The organism is Shewanella sp. 0m-8 (assembly GCF_052977265.1).
Genome location: NZ_JBRIMB010000007.1, coordinates 135,510 through 152,447 on the forward strand (window position 1 = coordinate 135,510; position 16,938 = coordinate 152,447).

General features: G+C 43.8%; 14 protein-coding genes and 1 riboswitch. Of the genes, 9 read left to right on the forward strand and 5 right to left on the reverse strand.

Features of this window, described 5'->3' with window-relative positions:
* Positions 1 to 109 precede the first annotated feature (109 nt).
* The 3 genes from ACVBIO_RS05425 (at position 110) to ACVBIO_RS05435 (ending at position 3,544) form a co-directional block, all read left to right on the forward strand.
* Positions 110 to 487, forward strand: coding sequence for a hypothetical protein (locus tag ACVBIO_RS05425; protein WP_447159694.1), 378 nt, complete (start codon positions 110 to 112; stop codon positions 485 to 487).
* 440 nt (positions 488 to 927) lie between these two features.
* Complete coding sequence (locus ACVBIO_RS05430) at positions 928 to 2,535, forward strand: BCCT family transporter (protein WP_447172148.1); 1,608 nt, start codon at positions 928 to 930, stop codon at positions 2,533 to 2,535.
* Positions 2,536 to 2,815: 280 nt separating this feature from the next.
* A complete protein-coding gene (locus ACVBIO_RS05435; protein WP_447169369.1) occupies positions 2,816 to 3,544 on the forward strand; it encodes a DUF6445 family protein in 729 nt (242 codons plus the stop codon).
* A gap of 41 nt (positions 3,545 to 3,585) precedes the next feature.
* Here ACVBIO_RS05435 and ACVBIO_RS05440 read toward each other — a convergent pair whose 3' ends face one another.
* A complete protein-coding gene (locus ACVBIO_RS05440) occupies positions 3,586 to 4,749 on the reverse strand; it encodes a tetratricopeptide repeat protein (protein WP_447172149.1) in 1,164 nt (387 codons plus the stop codon).
* Positions 4,750 to 5,043: 294 nt separating this feature from the next.
* On the opposite strand from ACVBIO_RS05440, the gene ACVBIO_RS05445 reads away from it, so the two are divergent.
* Positions 5,044 to 6,030: a tetratricopeptide repeat protein gene (locus ACVBIO_RS05445; RefSeq protein ID WP_447172150.1), complete on the forward strand. Its 987-nt coding sequence runs from the start codon at positions 5,044 to 5,046 to the stop codon at positions 6,028 to 6,030.
* A 153-nt stretch (positions 6,031 to 6,183) separates the two neighbouring features.
* The gene (locus ACVBIO_RS05450) at positions 6,184 to 6,588 is read left to right on the forward strand and encodes a hypothetical protein (protein WP_447163259.1); all 405 of its coding nucleotides are present in this window, start codon (positions 6,184 to 6,186) and stop codon (positions 6,586 to 6,588) included.
* Between the two features lie 118 nt (positions 6,589 to 6,706).
* On the opposite strand, the gene ppnP is transcribed toward ACVBIO_RS05450, so the two are convergent.
* Both ppnP and ACVBIO_RS05460 read right to left on the reverse strand, forming a co-directional pair.
* Positions 6,707 to 6,988 (reverse strand): pyrimidine/purine nucleoside phosphorylase, encoded by a 282-nt coding sequence (ppnP, locus tag ACVBIO_RS05455; RefSeq protein ID WP_447159688.1) that lies wholly within the window; start codon positions 6,986 to 6,988, stop codon positions 6,707 to 6,709.
* A gap of 402 nt (positions 6,989 to 7,390) precedes the next feature.
* Complete coding sequence (locus ACVBIO_RS05460) at positions 7,391 to 7,663, reverse strand: DNA polymerase III subunit epsilon (RefSeq protein ID WP_447159687.1); 273 nt, start codon at positions 7,661 to 7,663, stop codon at positions 7,391 to 7,393.
* Between the two features lie 280 nt (positions 7,664 to 7,943).
* On the opposite strand from ACVBIO_RS05460, the gene ACVBIO_RS05465 reads away from it, so the two are divergent.
* The 3 genes from ACVBIO_RS05465 to ACVBIO_RS05475 all read left to right on the forward strand — a co-directional run bounded on the left by ACVBIO_RS05465 (position 7,944) and on the right by ACVBIO_RS05475 (position 13,358).
* Positions 7,944 to 11,192: an HD domain-containing phosphohydrolase gene (locus tag ACVBIO_RS05465; RefSeq protein WP_447172151.1), complete on the forward strand. Its 3,249-nt coding sequence runs from the start codon at positions 7,944 to 7,946 to the stop codon at positions 11,190 to 11,192.
* Positions 11,193 to 11,433: 241 nt separating this feature from the next.
* On the forward strand, positions 11,434 to 12,600 hold the full coding sequence (locus tag ACVBIO_RS05470; RefSeq protein WP_447172152.1) for a BamA/TamA family outer membrane protein: 1,167 nt from the start codon (positions 11,434 to 11,436) through the stop codon (positions 12,598 to 12,600).
* 101 nt (positions 12,601 to 12,701) lie between these two features.
* Entirely contained in the window at positions 12,702 to 13,358 is a 657-nt protein-coding gene (locus ACVBIO_RS05475; RefSeq protein WP_447172157.1) for a hypothetical protein, read from the forward strand.
* Positions 13,359 to 13,510: 152 nt separating this feature from the next.
* On the opposite strand, the gene ACVBIO_RS05480 is transcribed toward ACVBIO_RS05475, so the two are convergent.
* Together ACVBIO_RS05480 and ACVBIO_RS05485 are read right to left on the reverse strand one after the other, a co-directional pair.
* Positions 13,511 to 14,881, reverse strand: a complete 1,371-nt coding sequence (locus tag ACVBIO_RS05480) for an NCS2 family permease (protein WP_447172153.1) — start codon at positions 14,879 to 14,881, stop codon at positions 13,511 to 13,513.
* A gap of 137 nt (positions 14,882 to 15,018) precedes the next feature.
* Positions 15,019 to 15,118, reverse strand: a riboswitch (purine riboswitch).
* 154 nt (positions 15,119 to 15,272) lie between these two features.
* Positions 15,273 to 16,169, reverse strand: coding sequence for a DMT family transporter (locus ACVBIO_RS05485; protein WP_447165758.1), 897 nt, complete (start codon positions 16,167 to 16,169; stop codon positions 15,273 to 15,275).
* A 161-nt stretch (positions 16,170 to 16,330) separates the two neighbouring features.
* On the opposite strand from ACVBIO_RS05485, the gene ACVBIO_RS05490 reads away from it, so the two are divergent.
* Entirely contained in the window at positions 16,331 to 16,837 is a 507-nt protein-coding gene (locus ACVBIO_RS05490; protein ID WP_447172154.1) for a MarR family winged helix-turn-helix transcriptional regulator, read from the forward strand.
* Positions 16,838 to 16,938: the final 101 nt, after the last annotated feature.

Here is a 16,938-nt window from a genome sequence, read left to right on the forward strand (position 1 = left end):
GCTCCTTAGCTCGGGAGCCAACAGCCTAGCGCTGCGAGTGATTGGGAAATATTCTTATAGTGCGTCATACTCTTTAAGTTAGGCTTTTATCTTCATTTAGGACTCAGTAATGGCTAAGTTATTATCATCACAAATACATGATGTTGTTATGAAATTCATCCCTAAATCGATTCAAGAAAATATTTTCATTAAATCCCTGCTTGCTGGTGCCACGGCAATTGGTATTTTACTATCGGTGCCAGCTTTTGCTCCTATTGGTACGGTTGGTGCTACGGGGTGGATTATTGTGTATGCGGTGACTGGAGGTACCTTCTCCTATGAAGCGATATCTAAAGCCTGGGAAGCTTGGAAACATAAGTCTGAAAGTGAAAGAAAAGAAGCCGATGATAAACTTAAGAAGCTTAAGCAGTTGCTCGATGACGCTATGATTACCGAAGATGAGTACAAGGAGCGGGCGAAAGCATTAATTGACGATCTCATTGACTAAAAGCGGTCGTGGCAGAGTCACCCTTCTATCAACTGGCATAATCCAAAGTCAATTAACCCAGAGATATATTAACCAGGATAGATTAACTAAGCTTATTAGCTTGGACGCATTATGTCATCGGAACGTTGATATTATCCTTAATCGCCGTGTCGTTCGAGGGGCTTGCTTGTTATTCACAAATACAGATTAACTGCTTGAAATCACTTTCAAATTGAAATAATTCACTATTGCCTAATACTTACTGCTACTTTCCTATTACTTGTCTCGATTTTATTCCTACTTTCGTATGTGTTAAAATATCGCCCCTTTTACAGCCTCAACCTTTACAAAGTCGCTATAAGTCTTTGCAATAGCCGAGGAAAATTCACCGAATCAGCTTAAAATAGGCCGCACTCAACGGTGCTCATTTAATGGCTGACGACGATAAAAGTGAACACTACATGTCGAATTTGACACAATCTGTCGATCGAAAATCAACAGATGAAAATTACCTTGCAGCTCATCCACCTGAGCGCAGTGTTTCATCTACTTCTAACGCCTTTGCCAGCCCAGTACTCTGGTTAAGTGGCGGTTTTCTCGTTCTGTTCGTACTGCTTGCTGTTTTCGATACCTCAGCTCTATCCAGCATTATTCAAGTTGGATTCTCAAAAGTGACTCAATGGTTTGGCCCGTTTTGGCAAATTTTATTGCTGGCTAACTTTATTATTGGTCTGTACTTAGCTTTCGCCAGAACTGGCGACGTCAAGCTCGGTAATCGCAACACCCCAGAAATTGATACCTTCAAATGGTTGGCCATTGTTCTATGTACCTTATTAGCGGGTGGCGGTGTATTTTGGGCGGCAGCAGAGCCGATTGCCCACTTTGTTTCTTCGCCACCTTTTTATGGTGAAGCACAAGGTCGCACATTAGCAATCAATGCGTTATCACAATCATTCCTCCATTGGGGCTTCTTAGCGTGGGCGATACTCGGCAGCTTAGCGGCGATCGTGTTGATGCACTTGCACTACGACAAAGGCTTGCCATTGCAACCGCGTACTTTGCTGTACCCCATTTTTGGTGACAAAGCGCTTAATGGTTGGATCGGTACCTTAACCGATACATTTTGTATTATTGCTGTGGCTGCGGGCACGATTGGCCCAATTGGCTTTCTTGGCCTGCAAATTAGCTATGCGCTCAATGCACTTTTTGGTGTGCAAGATACCTTAATCACTCAAAGTCTAGTGGTACTGTTTGCCATCGCCATGTATACCTTGTCGGCATTAAGTGGCCTAAGCCGCGGCATTCAACTTATCAGCCGCTACAATATTTTACTTTCTGTTGCACTGATCATCTTCATTCTATTATTTGGCCCTACCAGCTTCATCATTGATGGTTACATGCAGGGCATGGCGAGAATGGTGAATAACTTTGTGCCTATGTCTCTCTACCGAGGCGATGCTAACTGGCTCAGTTGGTGGACGGTGTTTTTCTGGGGCTGGTTCATTGGCTATGGTCCTATGATGGCAATCTTCATTGCACGAATTTCTCGCGGACGAACCATACGTCAATTGATCCTTTCTATATCGGTTATTGCACCGCTTATCACCTGTTTCTGGTTTAGTGTTGTGGGGGGCTCTGGCCTTGCGTTTGAGCTGACTAACCCAGGGGTTATTGCGAATGCTTTTGAAGGTTTTAACTTACCGGGCGTGTTGCTAGCGATTACTTCGCAGTTACCGATGCCAACGCTGATTGCGATTTTGTTTTTGATCTTAACCACTACCTTTATTGTCACCACGGGTGACTCGATGACTTATACCATTAGTGTGGTTGTTACGGGGTCTACCGAGCCGAGTGGCGCGATGCGTGCATTTTGGGGGATATTGATGGGACTCGTTGCTATCGCATTGATTTCAATGGGAGCTGGTGGAATTTCTGCCTTGCAATCGTTTATTGTGATCACCGCCGTTCCGGTGTCATTTGTCTTGTTACCTTCGCTGTGGCAAGCACCCAAAATGGCTAAAGCGATGGCGGAGCAACAATTTGGTAAAGCACCACTAAGCTCTCGCTAATCATGCACCAATAAAGTCATTCGCAAAAATGCGGCAAAGTCAGCCTGAGTCAATTTTTACTTTAAAGCCCGATGCTTAATAGTGTCGGGCTTTTTTTATCGCGAAATTGAAAATCGATAGTGTAATATGTTGCTGTTTCAGAGGAAGGAGTCGAATATTTAGCCGTAAGCAGGTATATTTTATGTTGGTAAGTGGGTATGTTGTTGATTTGTTTAGAAGGCAACAGGCTCTCTAGCGATTGAAGCTAGTTTAAATATTGATGTAAAGGAACGATATCACTATGGCTGTAATCTCAGAAATCAACAAGATGGTAATCAACCCGGACGCGCACATTCAGGTGCTGCAGTTAGCAGACTCTGAGCATTTGATTTGGGTTATTGATGATTTTATCGCTGATTTTGAGTCCTTAGTCGATTACTGCGAGAACAAAGCATATTTTAACCCGCAGGGCGCCGACGGAACGCTGTTTCCTGGTGTGCGTGATGAAATGCCCGCTAGCTATTATCAATCTTTATCAGCTCTACTAGAATTGTTGGCGCTGCAACCTCAAGGTGAGTGTTTTAAGCAACACCAGATTGCTAAATGCTGGCTATCTAAAGTCACTTTGACTCCGCAGCAATTAACCTCAAAGCAAAAGATGCCTCATTTTGATTCTTTGGCTGATCATTCAATGGCGGCGGTACATTACCTCAAAGGTAACCATCTGGGGGGAACGAGTTTTTACCGCTATAAACATAGCGAAAAACTAAATCTCTCATTTGATGATAAAGAGATGATTTTGGACATGGTGGAGAAGGTGGAGCAATCAGCTGCTGCGCGTTCGGGCTATATTAATGAGTCTGATGAACTGTTTGAAAAGGTGTTTTCTGTTGAGGCTAAATCTAATCGGTTAGTGATCTATTCTGGCAATATTCTCCATAGCGCAAATATCACAGACCAAGTTGAGTTTGATAAAAATGCGCTTAATAATCGAACCTCAGTAAACTCATTTTTTAACGTCAGCGCGTAGAGCTTCTACCTCTTGCCTAAACCTAGTTTGCTTAGATAAAACTACTTCTGCTTGAGCCAGTTTAACTTTGCTAGATATTGCTGCTGGTTTTGCGGCAACTCGGCATACTCTAAAGCGAGCTTGATAGAGTTTTTGGCCGACACGTTTTGGCCTAACGCATATTGCGCTTTTGCTAAGTCAAAATAGGCTTTGTGGTAATACGGAGTGTTCTTTAAAAACTTACGGAGATAAATTTCCGCACTTTTAAAGTCGTCATTGGCAAGTGCATCTTGCCCTATCAGGTACCAGTCATAAGGCGAAGAGTCTTGTAGGCTCAACAGCTGTTGTTTTACATTCCTTGCTTGTTCAGTATTTCCCTGTTTTGAAAGCAGATAATGATAATTGCTGAGCAAGCTTATTTTTGAGTCAGACACAGCGAGCCCATAACGATAAAGTGCATCAGATGTTACTACATCTCCCTTACGGCGATGTACAATCGCCATCATATTGATCAAGGGAGCATATTTATCATCATATTTAATTCCTTCGCTTAATAAGCTATAGGCTAAATCAAGATCACTATCGAGTAAGGCGTCTGCCGCGAGGTTCCGATAAAGCATCGCTATAAATTGACTGTTATTGGCAATTTTACCGACGCGATCATAACGACCTGGGAAATAGTCCAGTATTAGGTAGTTTCTAGTCGAAAAATAAAAGCCCTTATTTTCTTTTTCGCTGCCACTCTTTTCATAAAGAAAAGTGCGTACATGATTCGATGTTACAGCGAAATCAGCGGTAATATCTAACAGTAGTGGCTCGGTATGCATAACTTGAAATACAGTCTCTACACCAAGCTCTTTTGCTACGGCGTAACTCAATAAAGCTAATGACATGCAATTTCCACCCACCTTATCCATGGCATTTCTGGCGGGATAGTTAGCACCTTGGTAATTAAAATTAACTAACCTTTTAGATAGATATTCTGATACCTGCTTATGTCTGGGAAGCATGGCGATAGCTTTTTGACTCACGAATTGATGAATGTCATCAACTTGTATTTTTGTCAGTGACACTAGATCTTCATATGTTGGGACGCTATGGCCCGATACGTTAAAAAGCTGATGATTGGTTTGTGGCAACTCAGGCAGTTTTTGCGAATGCTGTGGCGGAACACTTGAGCAAGCAGATAGTAAGTATAATATTGCTACAGTGAAAATCCATCTCATGGTACAGCTCCATTGTTTTTGGTATCGACAGTAACTGGCTATTGCGCTAGGTCAATTTAACACCACTATAGCCATTATTGGCGATATAAACGACAGCTATCGTTCCTATGGGGGCTTTTAGGCGAAAAAAACACTCTTGGTTGAGTCATTACATGGATTAGCGCTTGTAAGGCATGGCTATTTTATGCAAAAGCAAACGGTAAGCTGCGGCTTGTTGTATCATCACTGGCCAAAATAATGCGCTTTAGTTGCAGCACTATTTACAATCATAAATTCAGATTTCAGGTCTTCCCTATGCGTATATTATTGACTATTTTAGTCGCAAACCTTGCTCTGGCTGGTTGCGGTAGCCAGCAACAAACTCAGTTAGCTGCAAAGATATTTGACCCTTGGTGTGAATATGCCGTGGCGGGGCAGGCTGATGCTGTATCACCTGAATGCACTGAAAATGCAGCTAAGGGGGGCGTCGATGCTGCGACTAATCTAGGATATTTGTACGCCAAGGGAATGCTAGTAAAGGCCGACATTAACCGCGCAATGGCTCTTTATCGGGTGGCGGCGGAGCAAGGCTCACTGGGGGCGCAGTATTCTTTGGCTGAGTTGTATCGAGGCGGGGCATCAAGTCGCGCAAAGCCGCAATTGGCACGCTATTGGTACGAACAAGTGGCGAATCAAAGCCACTCTTTACAACATCAGCAGCAGAGTCAGCAACAGCCTAGATATCAAGCAGAGGCGCAGTTTATGTTGGGTCTTATGTACATGGAGGGCAATGGCGGCGAGAAAGATCTCACTATTGCTGAGCGTTGGCTAAAGCTAAGTAGTGATAATCGCCACAACGAAGCGCCATTTGTGCTTGGTAATCTCTATTTAGATGAATACGCTAATCCACAGCAAGCCGTCGATTGGTATCGACTCAGTGCTGAACGCGGTTATATTCCTGCTATGCATCGGCTCGGTATGGTTTATATCGAGGGCAGGTTGGGAGCCGTCGATACGTTAAAAGCGAAACAATGGTTATGGCAAGCGGCGACTCAGGGCTCACCAGAGGCGCAAGTCGATTTGGCGACTCTGGAGTATAACGGTAATAATGGCGAGTCTGATTTAGTACAGGTTTATGTCTGGTTAGATGCGGCGAGCTTTCAAGGTAATGATCTTGCTAAGCAGCGGCTTAAACAGATGGTGGCTAAACTCAATGAGCAGCAATTACAGCAAGCACAGATTAACAGTCAACGCTGTATTCAAAGTCAGTTTCAAAACTGTAAGGTTAATCAGTCATTGTAGTAAAATAGCCAGCTTACCAAGCAGCTAACAGCGCATGAACCCCAGATTTTCCCGAGCAAAACTATCTGCAAATTTTAAGATCCGCCTCAGGTTAGTTGATTACAATGGGTGACTTTATTTTGTATTTCAATCGTTAAAAGAAGGATTTGTACCTTGGATACACATAATACAAACTCAACTCGTCGTAAGCCTTGGATTGCTTTGGGGGTAATCGCTTCCATAGTGGTGTTGTTTGCCGTGCTAGTCATGGTCATGCCTAAAGGGTTTAAGGCAACACATGAGCAGATCGGCAGCGGTAAACCTACAGTCGTGTTTGTTTACGACAATGGCCTTGCTGTGAGTAATAGTCAGACCGAGCAAATGAATGACGCGCGTGACCAGCTTGGTGACCAAGCGTACTTTTTGATTGCGACTACCGGCAGCCCTGAAGGAGAGTTATTGATAGCCAAGCATCGCGCTGATTCAGCAGAGCTGTTACTTTTTGATCCATCTGGTCGCTTGGTAAAAAGGCAGTATGCGTTGAAAACGGCTGATGAACTTGTGCGGTGGATTCAATAAAATAAGCAAAAAACCATCCAGTTTGAGCTGTTCAACAGCGTCGTTATGGAACAGTCAGTGGATGGTTTGCTTGTTTAACGGCTACACTTTTTGAATGGTTATTTTGACCAGCTCTGAGTTAGCCGTAGATGCACAGGTAGGCAGTTTGGGTCTCGACTTTAACTTGGAACTTGGCATTACCGATAACATTAAACTGTTCACCGGCGTTAAATGTTTGCCACTGGGTTTGGCCTGGCAGCATTACCGTTAGCGCACCAGAGATCACTTGCATAACTTCAGGCGCCGCAGTACCAAATTCATACTCACCAGCCTCCATTACGCCAACAGATGCAGGTTTGTCGGCACCTTCAAAAGAGATAGACTTAACCTGACCTGCAAAATATTCATTAACAGCTAGCATTATAATTCCTCGTGATTAGTGTGTTGGTTACTCTGAGAATCTAAGGCTAATCAACCTAAGTTTGGGGCTGAGTGACTCAACGGCGGGATAATATATCAATTGTATAAGTACCAAAATATAATCTGCCTGAGTTTATCGATTAAATGTGAGCGGCGTTTTAATTAGGGCTATCTATCAGTGCTATCTATTAGTGCGGGCTAATACCAATTGGTATAAGTCTTAATGAACGCAATTACTTTATCGAAGAGAACAAAGGTTGGGTGAGCACTTAGGCGAGAAGTATCGATGTCAATTTGGCTGTTTGCAGCATAAGTGCAAATATAAGTCCCAATAAAATCGGCTTTTTTTTGTGTGTGGGGAGGGGGGAGAACAGCCACAGTGATTATGGCTGTTCATCGGGCTCTACTGTTCAGTAAATGCCGCTTCAATCTTTTCTAATTCTTGCTGCTCTTTCAGCTTATATTCTTGTGTCGCTTTTGTATTCGCTTCTTCCAGAAGCGCAGCTTGTCTTTGTTTAAGGCTGTGTTTTTCTGATTTAGTCAGAAACTTAAAGGCTTTTTTATTGGCAAGCGCGTACGCAACCACATCTTCGCCTTTCACTCTACGCTCATCTACTCGTTGCGCGAAACGTTCGTTATCTCGTGCTTTACGCTCTTCAGCATTTAGCTTGCTCATATCTTGTATCCTCATCAGTTAATCACGGTAGGCTTTACTACGTTCAGTTACACAAATGAGAGTTGCTGCACATTCATAAAGCTGATCAGCTATTTTAGCATAATATGGGCTAATAACCCCATGCAATCAGTGCTTGCTCAAGGTTTAGACTATTCTCTAGCTTGCTTTAATTTAGTCACATGGAGTGAGTGGGAACTTTGTTTTCATTTCAAGCTGTTTATTTGTTACAGCCTTGTTGTAAGATGTTGATTCAAGGATTGGATGACAGAGTTAGGATACTATGGGCGACTTAGCCAAGATGAGTAATAAACGGTTTACCATTCGTGTTACCGTGGTTGGGATCTTTATCTTAGCCACTATTCTAACCGCCGCGATTGCCATTAGTTTGCAATATTACTTTAGTAAAAACATGGCTACAGATGCCGCTGTTAAGCTCTACAATCTTACCGCTAAAAATACCAGTAGCTACCTTACTCAAGTCGATAATCGCGCGATTAATACCACTCACTTACTGTCAAACTTTGATACGCCTGTGATAGATGGTGCCTTTAATCCTGAAGTCAGGCAGGCGTTTGCTGACGTCATGCAAATTAACCCATTGTTTTATGGCATTTATGTAGGCATGCCTAATGGGGATTTTTATGAGCTGATTAATTTGGATGCACACCCAATAATAAGAAAGCAGCTTAATGCATCCCATCTAGATCGTTGGGTGATGATTACCATCAGTGGTGGGGGGACATTACGGCGAAAAGAGCAGTCCTATTTCGATGAGCAGTTTAATTTACGCGTGATGCAAACAGAGCCCAGTGAGTATGACGCTAGAGTTAGGCCTTGGTTTGTTGATGCTCATACTCATGCAGTTTCTAAAACAGAGCCTTATCTGTTTCAGCATTTGCAATCTCCGGGGCAAACTTATTCGATAAAGCTCGCAGACTCCGAAATCGTGCTTGCCTTAGATATCGCCCTGTCATCACTTTCAGATTATCTGATTATGCAGGGGGAGAGTGAAAAGGGGATCACGGAGAAAAATATTTATCTCTACAAGCAAAGTGGTGAGCTAATCGCATCGAACCAAGTACAAAAGACGGCGATTGAAATACCTAAGTCTAAAGAGTTAGCTTTGACTGCAAAACAACGCGCCCTGGTAGAAAATACTGAGCCGCTGTTAGTCTCCAATGAAACCGATTGGGCGCCTATTGATTTTGCCATATCAGGCATGCCTCAGGGTTATAGTGTCGATCTACTCAATCTGGTTGCCGATATGACAGGATTAGAGTTGAACTATGTCAATGGTTTTAGCTGGAGTGAATTAACTGAAAGCTATAAAGATCATGAACTAGACATGCTGCACTCTGTGATTAAAACCGATGAGACACGTTTATTAGGAAAGTTTAGCGAGCCTTTTCTTGAGCTTCCCTACGCGATAGCAACCCAGCAAGGAACGCCAGAGATCACGCATATCGAGCAACTCAATGGTAAGCAGGTTGCGATACCGACTGGTTGGTCGATTATTGAGGTTATTAAGCAAAATTATCCGCAGATTGAGATAGTCGAGATGCCTTCCACCTATGCCATATTGCATGCGGTTGAACAGGGGGAGATTTTTGCTGCGCTCGATAGCAACATCATATTGCATTACACAGCTAATCAGTTTTTTGTTAAGCACATCCAATATCATCAGCAGCTAGATTTCTCTCCGATAAAACTGAATACCGGTTTACACGTTGTGATGCCTGCTCACAGAGCAGATATTATTGAAATCATTAATCAGGCTTTAGCTAATATCACCCCGGCTCAAATCAAAGCTCTGAGGGCTAAGTGGTTTGGTGAAGGAGTAAAGCAGACTTTATTAACGCAAGGGACAGTGCCTTTTGAAGCCCTTATTGATCTAGCGGCTGAGCCGGAAAACCAACAAAACTTAATTCGTCGTGAGTTAAATGGGGTTGAGGAGTTTGTTTATGTAACCCCTTTTGGTGATGCATCGGCTGGAAGTGAAGAGCCTTCAGCTGGGAATCAAGAGTATTTTGCGATTGTGGTGCCAATGGAGCAGTTACTTGCGACCAGTATTGAGAAAGTACAGCAATCTATTTTGCTCACCAGCATCTGCTTATTGATTATCTTGCCCGTATCCTGGCTGTTTTCATCTCCTATTATTCGACCTATTAAATTATTGGCGATTGAAAATGACAAGATTAAAAACCGTCAATATGATGCAGTGAAGCGAGTTGAGTCAAGCATCACCGAGCTTGATGAATTGGCGCACTCTATGATGGATATGTCGAGTGCGATTAAGGCGCATGAGGAGAATCAAAAGGAGTTAATGGAGTCTTTTATCAAACTCATAGCGCAAGCTATTGATGATAAATCTCCTTACACCGCAGGACACTGTAATCGAGTGCCAGAGCTTGGCCTGATGTTGGCTCAGGCTGCAGAAAACTCAGAACTAGCCCCTTTTAAGGACTTTAAATTTAACTCCGATGATGAGCAGCGCGAGTTTAGAATCGCCGCTTGGCTGCATGATTGCGGCAAGATCACCACCCCAGAATATATCGTCGATAAGGGCAGTAAGCTTGAAGCCGTTTATAACCGTATTCATGAGGTTAGGATGCGCTTTGAGGTGTTGTGGCGAGACGCCGAGATTGAATATCTAAAGCAAACGATATTGTGTAAGCAAGACGCTAAGCAGTCGGGCGAGCAGTCAGAAGAACTGCTTCTTGCAGAGCTCCATCAGCAGCGATCGCAATTGCTAGAGGACTTTAAATTTATCGCCAAGGCCAATGTTGGCGGCGAGTTTATGGATCAAGAGTCGACAGATCGCCTAGCACAACTGGCTAAAATCAGCTGGCAGCGTCATTTTGACGATAGGCTCGGGCTGTCACCAGTCGAAGAACTTAATCTTAGTGAGCGAGAAGGCGAGGACGTTTATCCGGTCACAGAGCCGTTGCTGCGCGATAAACCTGAACATATTATCAAGCGGATCAATAAGGTGGAGTTTGATCCTAAGTTTGGTATTAAAATGGCGATCCCTGAATATCAATATAACTTAGGTGAGCTGTATAATCTTTCTATCTCACGAGGCACTTTGACCACTGAAGACAGGTTTAAAATTAATGAGCATGTCACCAGTACCATTAAGATGCTAGAGAACCTACCGTTCCCCCCAGAGCTTGCGCGCGTACCGCGCTACGCCTCTACTCACCATGAAACCTTAAAAGGCACGGGTTACCCACGTAAGCTCAGCGCTGAAGACTTATCGATCCCCGAGCGGATCTTAGTGGTTGCCGATATATTCGAAGCGCTAACCGCTGCAGATAGACCTTATAAAAAGGCTAAGCCACTCAGCGTTGCTATCGATATCTTGTATAAGATGGCATTGGATGATCACTTAGATATGGATATCTTTAAGCTATTTTTATCGAGCGGGATCTATCTTGAATATGCGCATAAATTTTTGGACTCGGCTCAGATAAATGAGATCGATATCGCTAAGTATCTACAGCCAGAGTCGTTAAATAAAAGTGCTTAAACGATTATTGCTGTAGCGACAACTAAGCTCTACCAGTTATGGAGCTTGGTTGTTTTTATAACTAAATAAATACGTTATCGGAAATTATTGGCTGATTAATCCTTAAGCAAAAAAAGTCATTGTTGAATGTGGCTGTAGTGGTAGAATGCGCGCTCGGCGAATCGCGACCAGAGTCATCACGTTTCTTTCACAGCATATCGCCTATAAACGTCTATTTTCTTCACTATTAATTCGAGTATTTATGAAACGGATTTTGCTGTTAACCCTGCTGGCCTTATCTCATCAAGCTGTCGCTGTAGAACCTTTATTTGAAACGCCTAAAGATATGGAGCCGACTTGGGTCGACGATATCTTGTCTGTGTTTGGTGCTGACGGTGAGTTTGATCAGAGTAAGCCTATCGATATGAGCTACTTGCCTACGGCCTATTACACGCCTGAGAAGAAATTTGGTGTGGGTTTGCTGATGGTGGGCTTATATAAAACAGACGGCGCATCGAGTGATGAGCAGCCATCATCCTTAGTACTAAACTCATTTGTGTCGATGAACAACTCTTATGGTGTTGAAGTTGAAAATATGACCTTTTTCAACGGTGGTAAGCAGCGTTTACAGCTGGGGCTAGAGCTACATAACGAAGCGGCTGTTTATTATGGACAGGGTATCGAACAAGGTAATATCGACGCTAATCACCATGAGTTTGAAGAGCAAGTTTATAGTTTTAAACCACGCTGGATGACGGAAATTGCCGATAACTACTTTCTAGGTGTGGGCGCAGATTTCACTTACGCCAGTGCTGAAAAATTAGAGCTGGTCGAAACAGAGATGCCAGTAGATTCAGATACACTTCTGCCAAATAATTTTAGCTCGGGAGTGGTGGTAACCAGTATCTATGATTCGCGTGATTACCGCTTAAATGCCACTAAAGGTTGGTTATTCCAAATCGATGCCGGTCTGTATCAAAACAGCGAATATTCGACGTTCTCGACTTACAATCTTGAGTTAGCAAATTATATCGACTTGAGCTCAACCTCTTTGCTGAGTTCGGCGCCAGGTCTTATCGCTTGGCAGGTACAGGGGCATTTCACCAATGGCGATGTGCCTTGGAACATGTTGCCAGACCTCGGTGGCTCAGGAGCGATGCGTGGCTATATCAAAGGCCGTTACCGTGACGAGCAGATGATGATGGGCCAAGTTGAATACCGTTTACCTATTTTTCAGCGTTATGGCATGGTGTTTTGGGGTGGAGTCGGTAGCGTAGCATCAAAGGTGAGCGATCTTAATGAAGAGTTAATGACTTCATACGGCACTGGTTTCCGCTTTAAAATCAAAGACAATATTAATTTACGCCTAGATATTGGTGTGGGCGAGAACGAAACTAACTTCTACCTTAATGTGAACGAAGTCTTTTAATCATGAGTCGTAGCCTTGCCATCATGATAAGCCTGTACGGACTCTTTGGTGTCGCTAGCACTAATGTTTTTGCTAGTGATGCAGCAGCAAAAGACGCAGTAATGGCCGCAGAGCCTAAGCTGTGTAGCCGTAACGCTAAATACGATATTTACGTCAGTGGCATCCATACAGGCACGATGGATCGTACGGAGAATTGGCAAGGCCAAACCGCGCAGGTGATTACTAAAAGTGAGGCCAGTATTCTAGGTATTGGTACTCAATACCATCAAACTGCAACGCTTGCTTGGTCGAACCTAACCCGTCAGTGGCTTACCAGCCAGTTTCATCAAAAAGTGACCGGGTTTCGCGCCCGAGATATGCGCGCCAGCTTTAGCGCTAATGGCCTGAGCTCTCAGGTGGATATTGATGGTGATATCGAGCGTTACGACTCTACTGATATTCCGCTCCGCGATGTCGATACCTTGGCCATTCAGATGCGTGAGTTTTTGCTACAAGGGCGACAACAATTTCGCTTAATCAGGCAGGCATCCGATGCAATAGAGCCGTATCAATATTATGTACAAGAACCGCTGACAACAAATATTGCCCATTGGGGTGAGTTAAGCGTCATTCCGGTTAAGCAAACGGGCAGCGAAGAGGTGACTTATTACTTTGCACCTTCTATGGATTATCAATTGGTTAAAGCCCGCTATCACGGCATTATATTACGTGGCCTTATTGAGCTTAATCACTACAGCTCTACTTGCGATAAGTCCTAAGGTTGACGCTTCATTTTTGCGTTTATAGCTAAATAACAAGCACTCTTTTTAGAGTGCTTTTTATTTATGTGCTTTTTATTTAAGTGTGTTGCAGCAAGGATAAAAGGCCATAGCTTAATTGCACAGGCCTTTCTATTCTTGCAGGTGTTAGCTTAGAGCATCACCAGATAAGCGATAAAAATGATCGATAAAACATAGATAATCGGATGCACTTCACGGCCTTTACCTGCAACTACCATGGAGAACGCATAGCTGATAAAGCCCATCGCCATGCCGTTGGCTGGTGAGAAGCTTAAAATCGTGAACATGATGGTAAAGAAGGCTGCAATGCATGATGGCTTATGATCCCAATTAATTTTGCCTAAACGTCCCACCATGTAAATACCGACAACAATCATCGCAGGGGCAACAATTGCGGTTGAGAACATTGAAAATACCGGATAACAGAAGAGTGCCAATAGGAATAAACACGCAGTAGCAACCGCAGCTAGCCCCGTCTTCGCCCCTTGAGCCGAGGCGATGCCTGACTCTGAAAAAGCGGTAATGGAAGTGGTGCCTAATACACTGCCAATGACGGTGCCGCCAGCATCAGCCACTAATGCGGCGCGAGCGTTAGGTACTTTACCGTCTTTATCGATAATACCTGCATCTTTACCCACACCGACAATGGTCGATAAACCATCGAAGAAATCAACGATAAAAAAGATGATCACGATAAACAGCAGATCAAATAACTTGTCAGCGGTTAGAAACTCAAAATTAAACACCTTACCAAAGCTGGGCTCTATGCTTGGTGGTGCGCTAAACCAGGTTTCGGGGATCGGGGCGTACTGAGTACCGAGCACGGCATCACTGATGAGAGTGAGCGTAATCGAGGCGATAAAGGCGACAAAAGTGGCCAGCTTGATGTTTCTCACCATACAACCTACCGCGACAAAAAGGCTGATAAAGGCTATTGCAACTTGAGGCTGAGTAATGTCTCCCATACTGACGAGCACGGCTGGGTGGGCGACAATAATGCCTGCATTTTTTAAGCCGAGAAAAGCGATAAATAATCCCAATGAAACCGTGATTGCGAGCTTAAGATCTTCTGGGATCGATTCGATCATCTGTTTGCGGATCTTAGTCATGGAAAAGATCAGATAGACGATGCCGGACAGAAAAATACCGAACAGGGCTTCGTGCCAAATTAGCCCAACTGAGCTCGACGCTAACATGCCCTTAAAGAAGCTGTTCATGCTCATGCCGGGCGCTAACATGACTGGGTAGTTACCGAAAAAACCCATTATCAAGGTGGCTAACGCGGCAGCTAAGGCGGTGGCGGTAAAGATCGCGCCTTTATCCATTCCCTCTATGCTGCCCAAGATCGCCGGATTCACCGCCAAAATATAACTCATGGCTAAAAAGGTGATAAAACCGGCGTAGAGCTCGGTGCCAACATTGGCATTGCGCTGTGAAAGTTGGAACGTCGATTCCATAAAACGGGACTGCCCCGTACGTAGAAGTAAGCTAGAGATCGCCACAGTGATGCCTTATTTTATTGATGCGTTATTAATGCGTTCTTCATACATGAGGCTCTATGCAGCGCTCACGTATTCTTCTTACATTAGAAATTCAATAAATTTATTGGCAGATACCACTGGGCTGCCAAGTGTTTGGCAACGGACGGTGATTGGGCTGTAGTCACAAGATTAGGTCTTGTGGTAGAGACTTCTGGACCAAATTTCCAGCGATATACAGCACAATAAATTGTTGGCGCGGATTGTACGCAGCTGCTGGTGGGGCGCAAGCAAGACGGGGGGAAATGTGCAATAGATCATGCTTTTTTGCAAAAACAGCTATAACAATAAGAGCGATAACAAAAACAACAGTAATAAGGTCAGCGGCAAAGGCTGAGCTTATTGCTTGGTAGCCTTACTTATTCGTTGTCGATGCCAGCGTAAAGCGTCGCCTAAGCATTTGGATTAACGCGGGGGAAACTGAAGCTAGTATCATCCCTGCCATCAGTAGATATTGATGTGAGTTATAAGATTCATTGACTAACAAAATGCCACTGATAATCCCTGCTATTGGATTCGCAATACTGCCAAAGGTAAAATCAACCACACTCATACGCTGTAATAACCATACATATAAGCCGTAACCGAGCACTGTGTTTAGCAGCACAATCCAGCCAATCCCAAAGCTATTCATTAGACTAAATCCAGAGGCTATAGCTAGATACTTATCTGCTGAGAATAAAGCCTCAATGCCTGAGACCAAAAGTAGCAAGGTGCCGCCAATAATGAGCTGCCACGTCAGTACCGTCCACCAATGAATACGTGTGCCGAGTTCTTTAGTCATGGTGCTGCCAACAATAATGCAGCTTATTGCGGCCAACATAGCGAACAGCCCGACAGGGTTTAAACTGATGGAGCTTGGGTCAAACAGCTGCCAAGCCAAGATCACAATAACGAGACCGGATATAGCTTGTAGTAGATTAGGGCGTTTTTTATTAATCAGCCAATGAAATAGCATGGCAAATACGGGCACCGAAACCATACCTACACCTGATAATGCCGAGGGCAGTGTCAAAGCCATTACAAAAATGAGGCTGAAGAAGATGGCAATATTGATGGCACCGAGTTTAACTAAAATTGGCCAGTCAGCTCTATTCGGTAGGCTAGGTTTAATTGCCAGTAAAATTAATCCAGCAGGCAAGGCACGAATCGCTCCTAGTAGCAGTGGCGGCCAGTCGGGCAGAGTAAGCTGCGTCATGGCGTAGGTTGTGCCCCAAAAAAATGCCGGGATCATGGCAATAAACACATTCATAAACTACCTTTATATTAAGTGTCTTTGCGTGAAGATATATTTTATTGTGGACCGATAATTTATTTTTGTAAAGTCTCTTCTTGTAAAGTATCTTTGTGTGAAGTATCTAAGCGTTAAGTTTATTAATGGTGTGCCTGCTTGACGCAAATTAAAGGTGAAAAATGGAAGATATCGATAAGGTTATAGCACAGTGGGCCAAAGAGAAGCCGCATTTAGATACGCTGCCGATGGCTATTTTCGGGCGTATTATGTGTTTGCAAAAACACATCGAGGCTGAGATTGCAGCTTGTCATAAACAATACGGCCTGACCATGGGCGAGTTCGATGTCTTAGCGACATTAAGGCGCTCAGGAGAACCGTTTAATCTCACACCATCAGCCTTGTTGTCATCGATGATGCTCACCTCGGGAGCCATGACCAACCGTTTAGATAAGCTTGAAACCAAAGGCTTAATAGAGCGAGTGCACAGTAAAAAAGATCGCCGCAGTGTATCGGTGGGCTTAACTGAAAAAGGCTTTAACACCATAGATAAAGCCATTGAAGACCATGTGCGGATCCAACACAAATTAGTTGAACAGTTGTCAGGTGCTGAACAACCCGCGCTAAACCTACTGTTGAAAACCTGGTTAGCAGGGTTTGAAGGCGCTGGAGAGGGGGTAACCAATTAGATTTAATGCCTTAGATTTATTCTCAGGAGGGTGTAACAGATTCTGTGTAACTGCAGTTTTAGTTAATATGTTTCACAAGTCTGTCTTCAAACTCAATAATA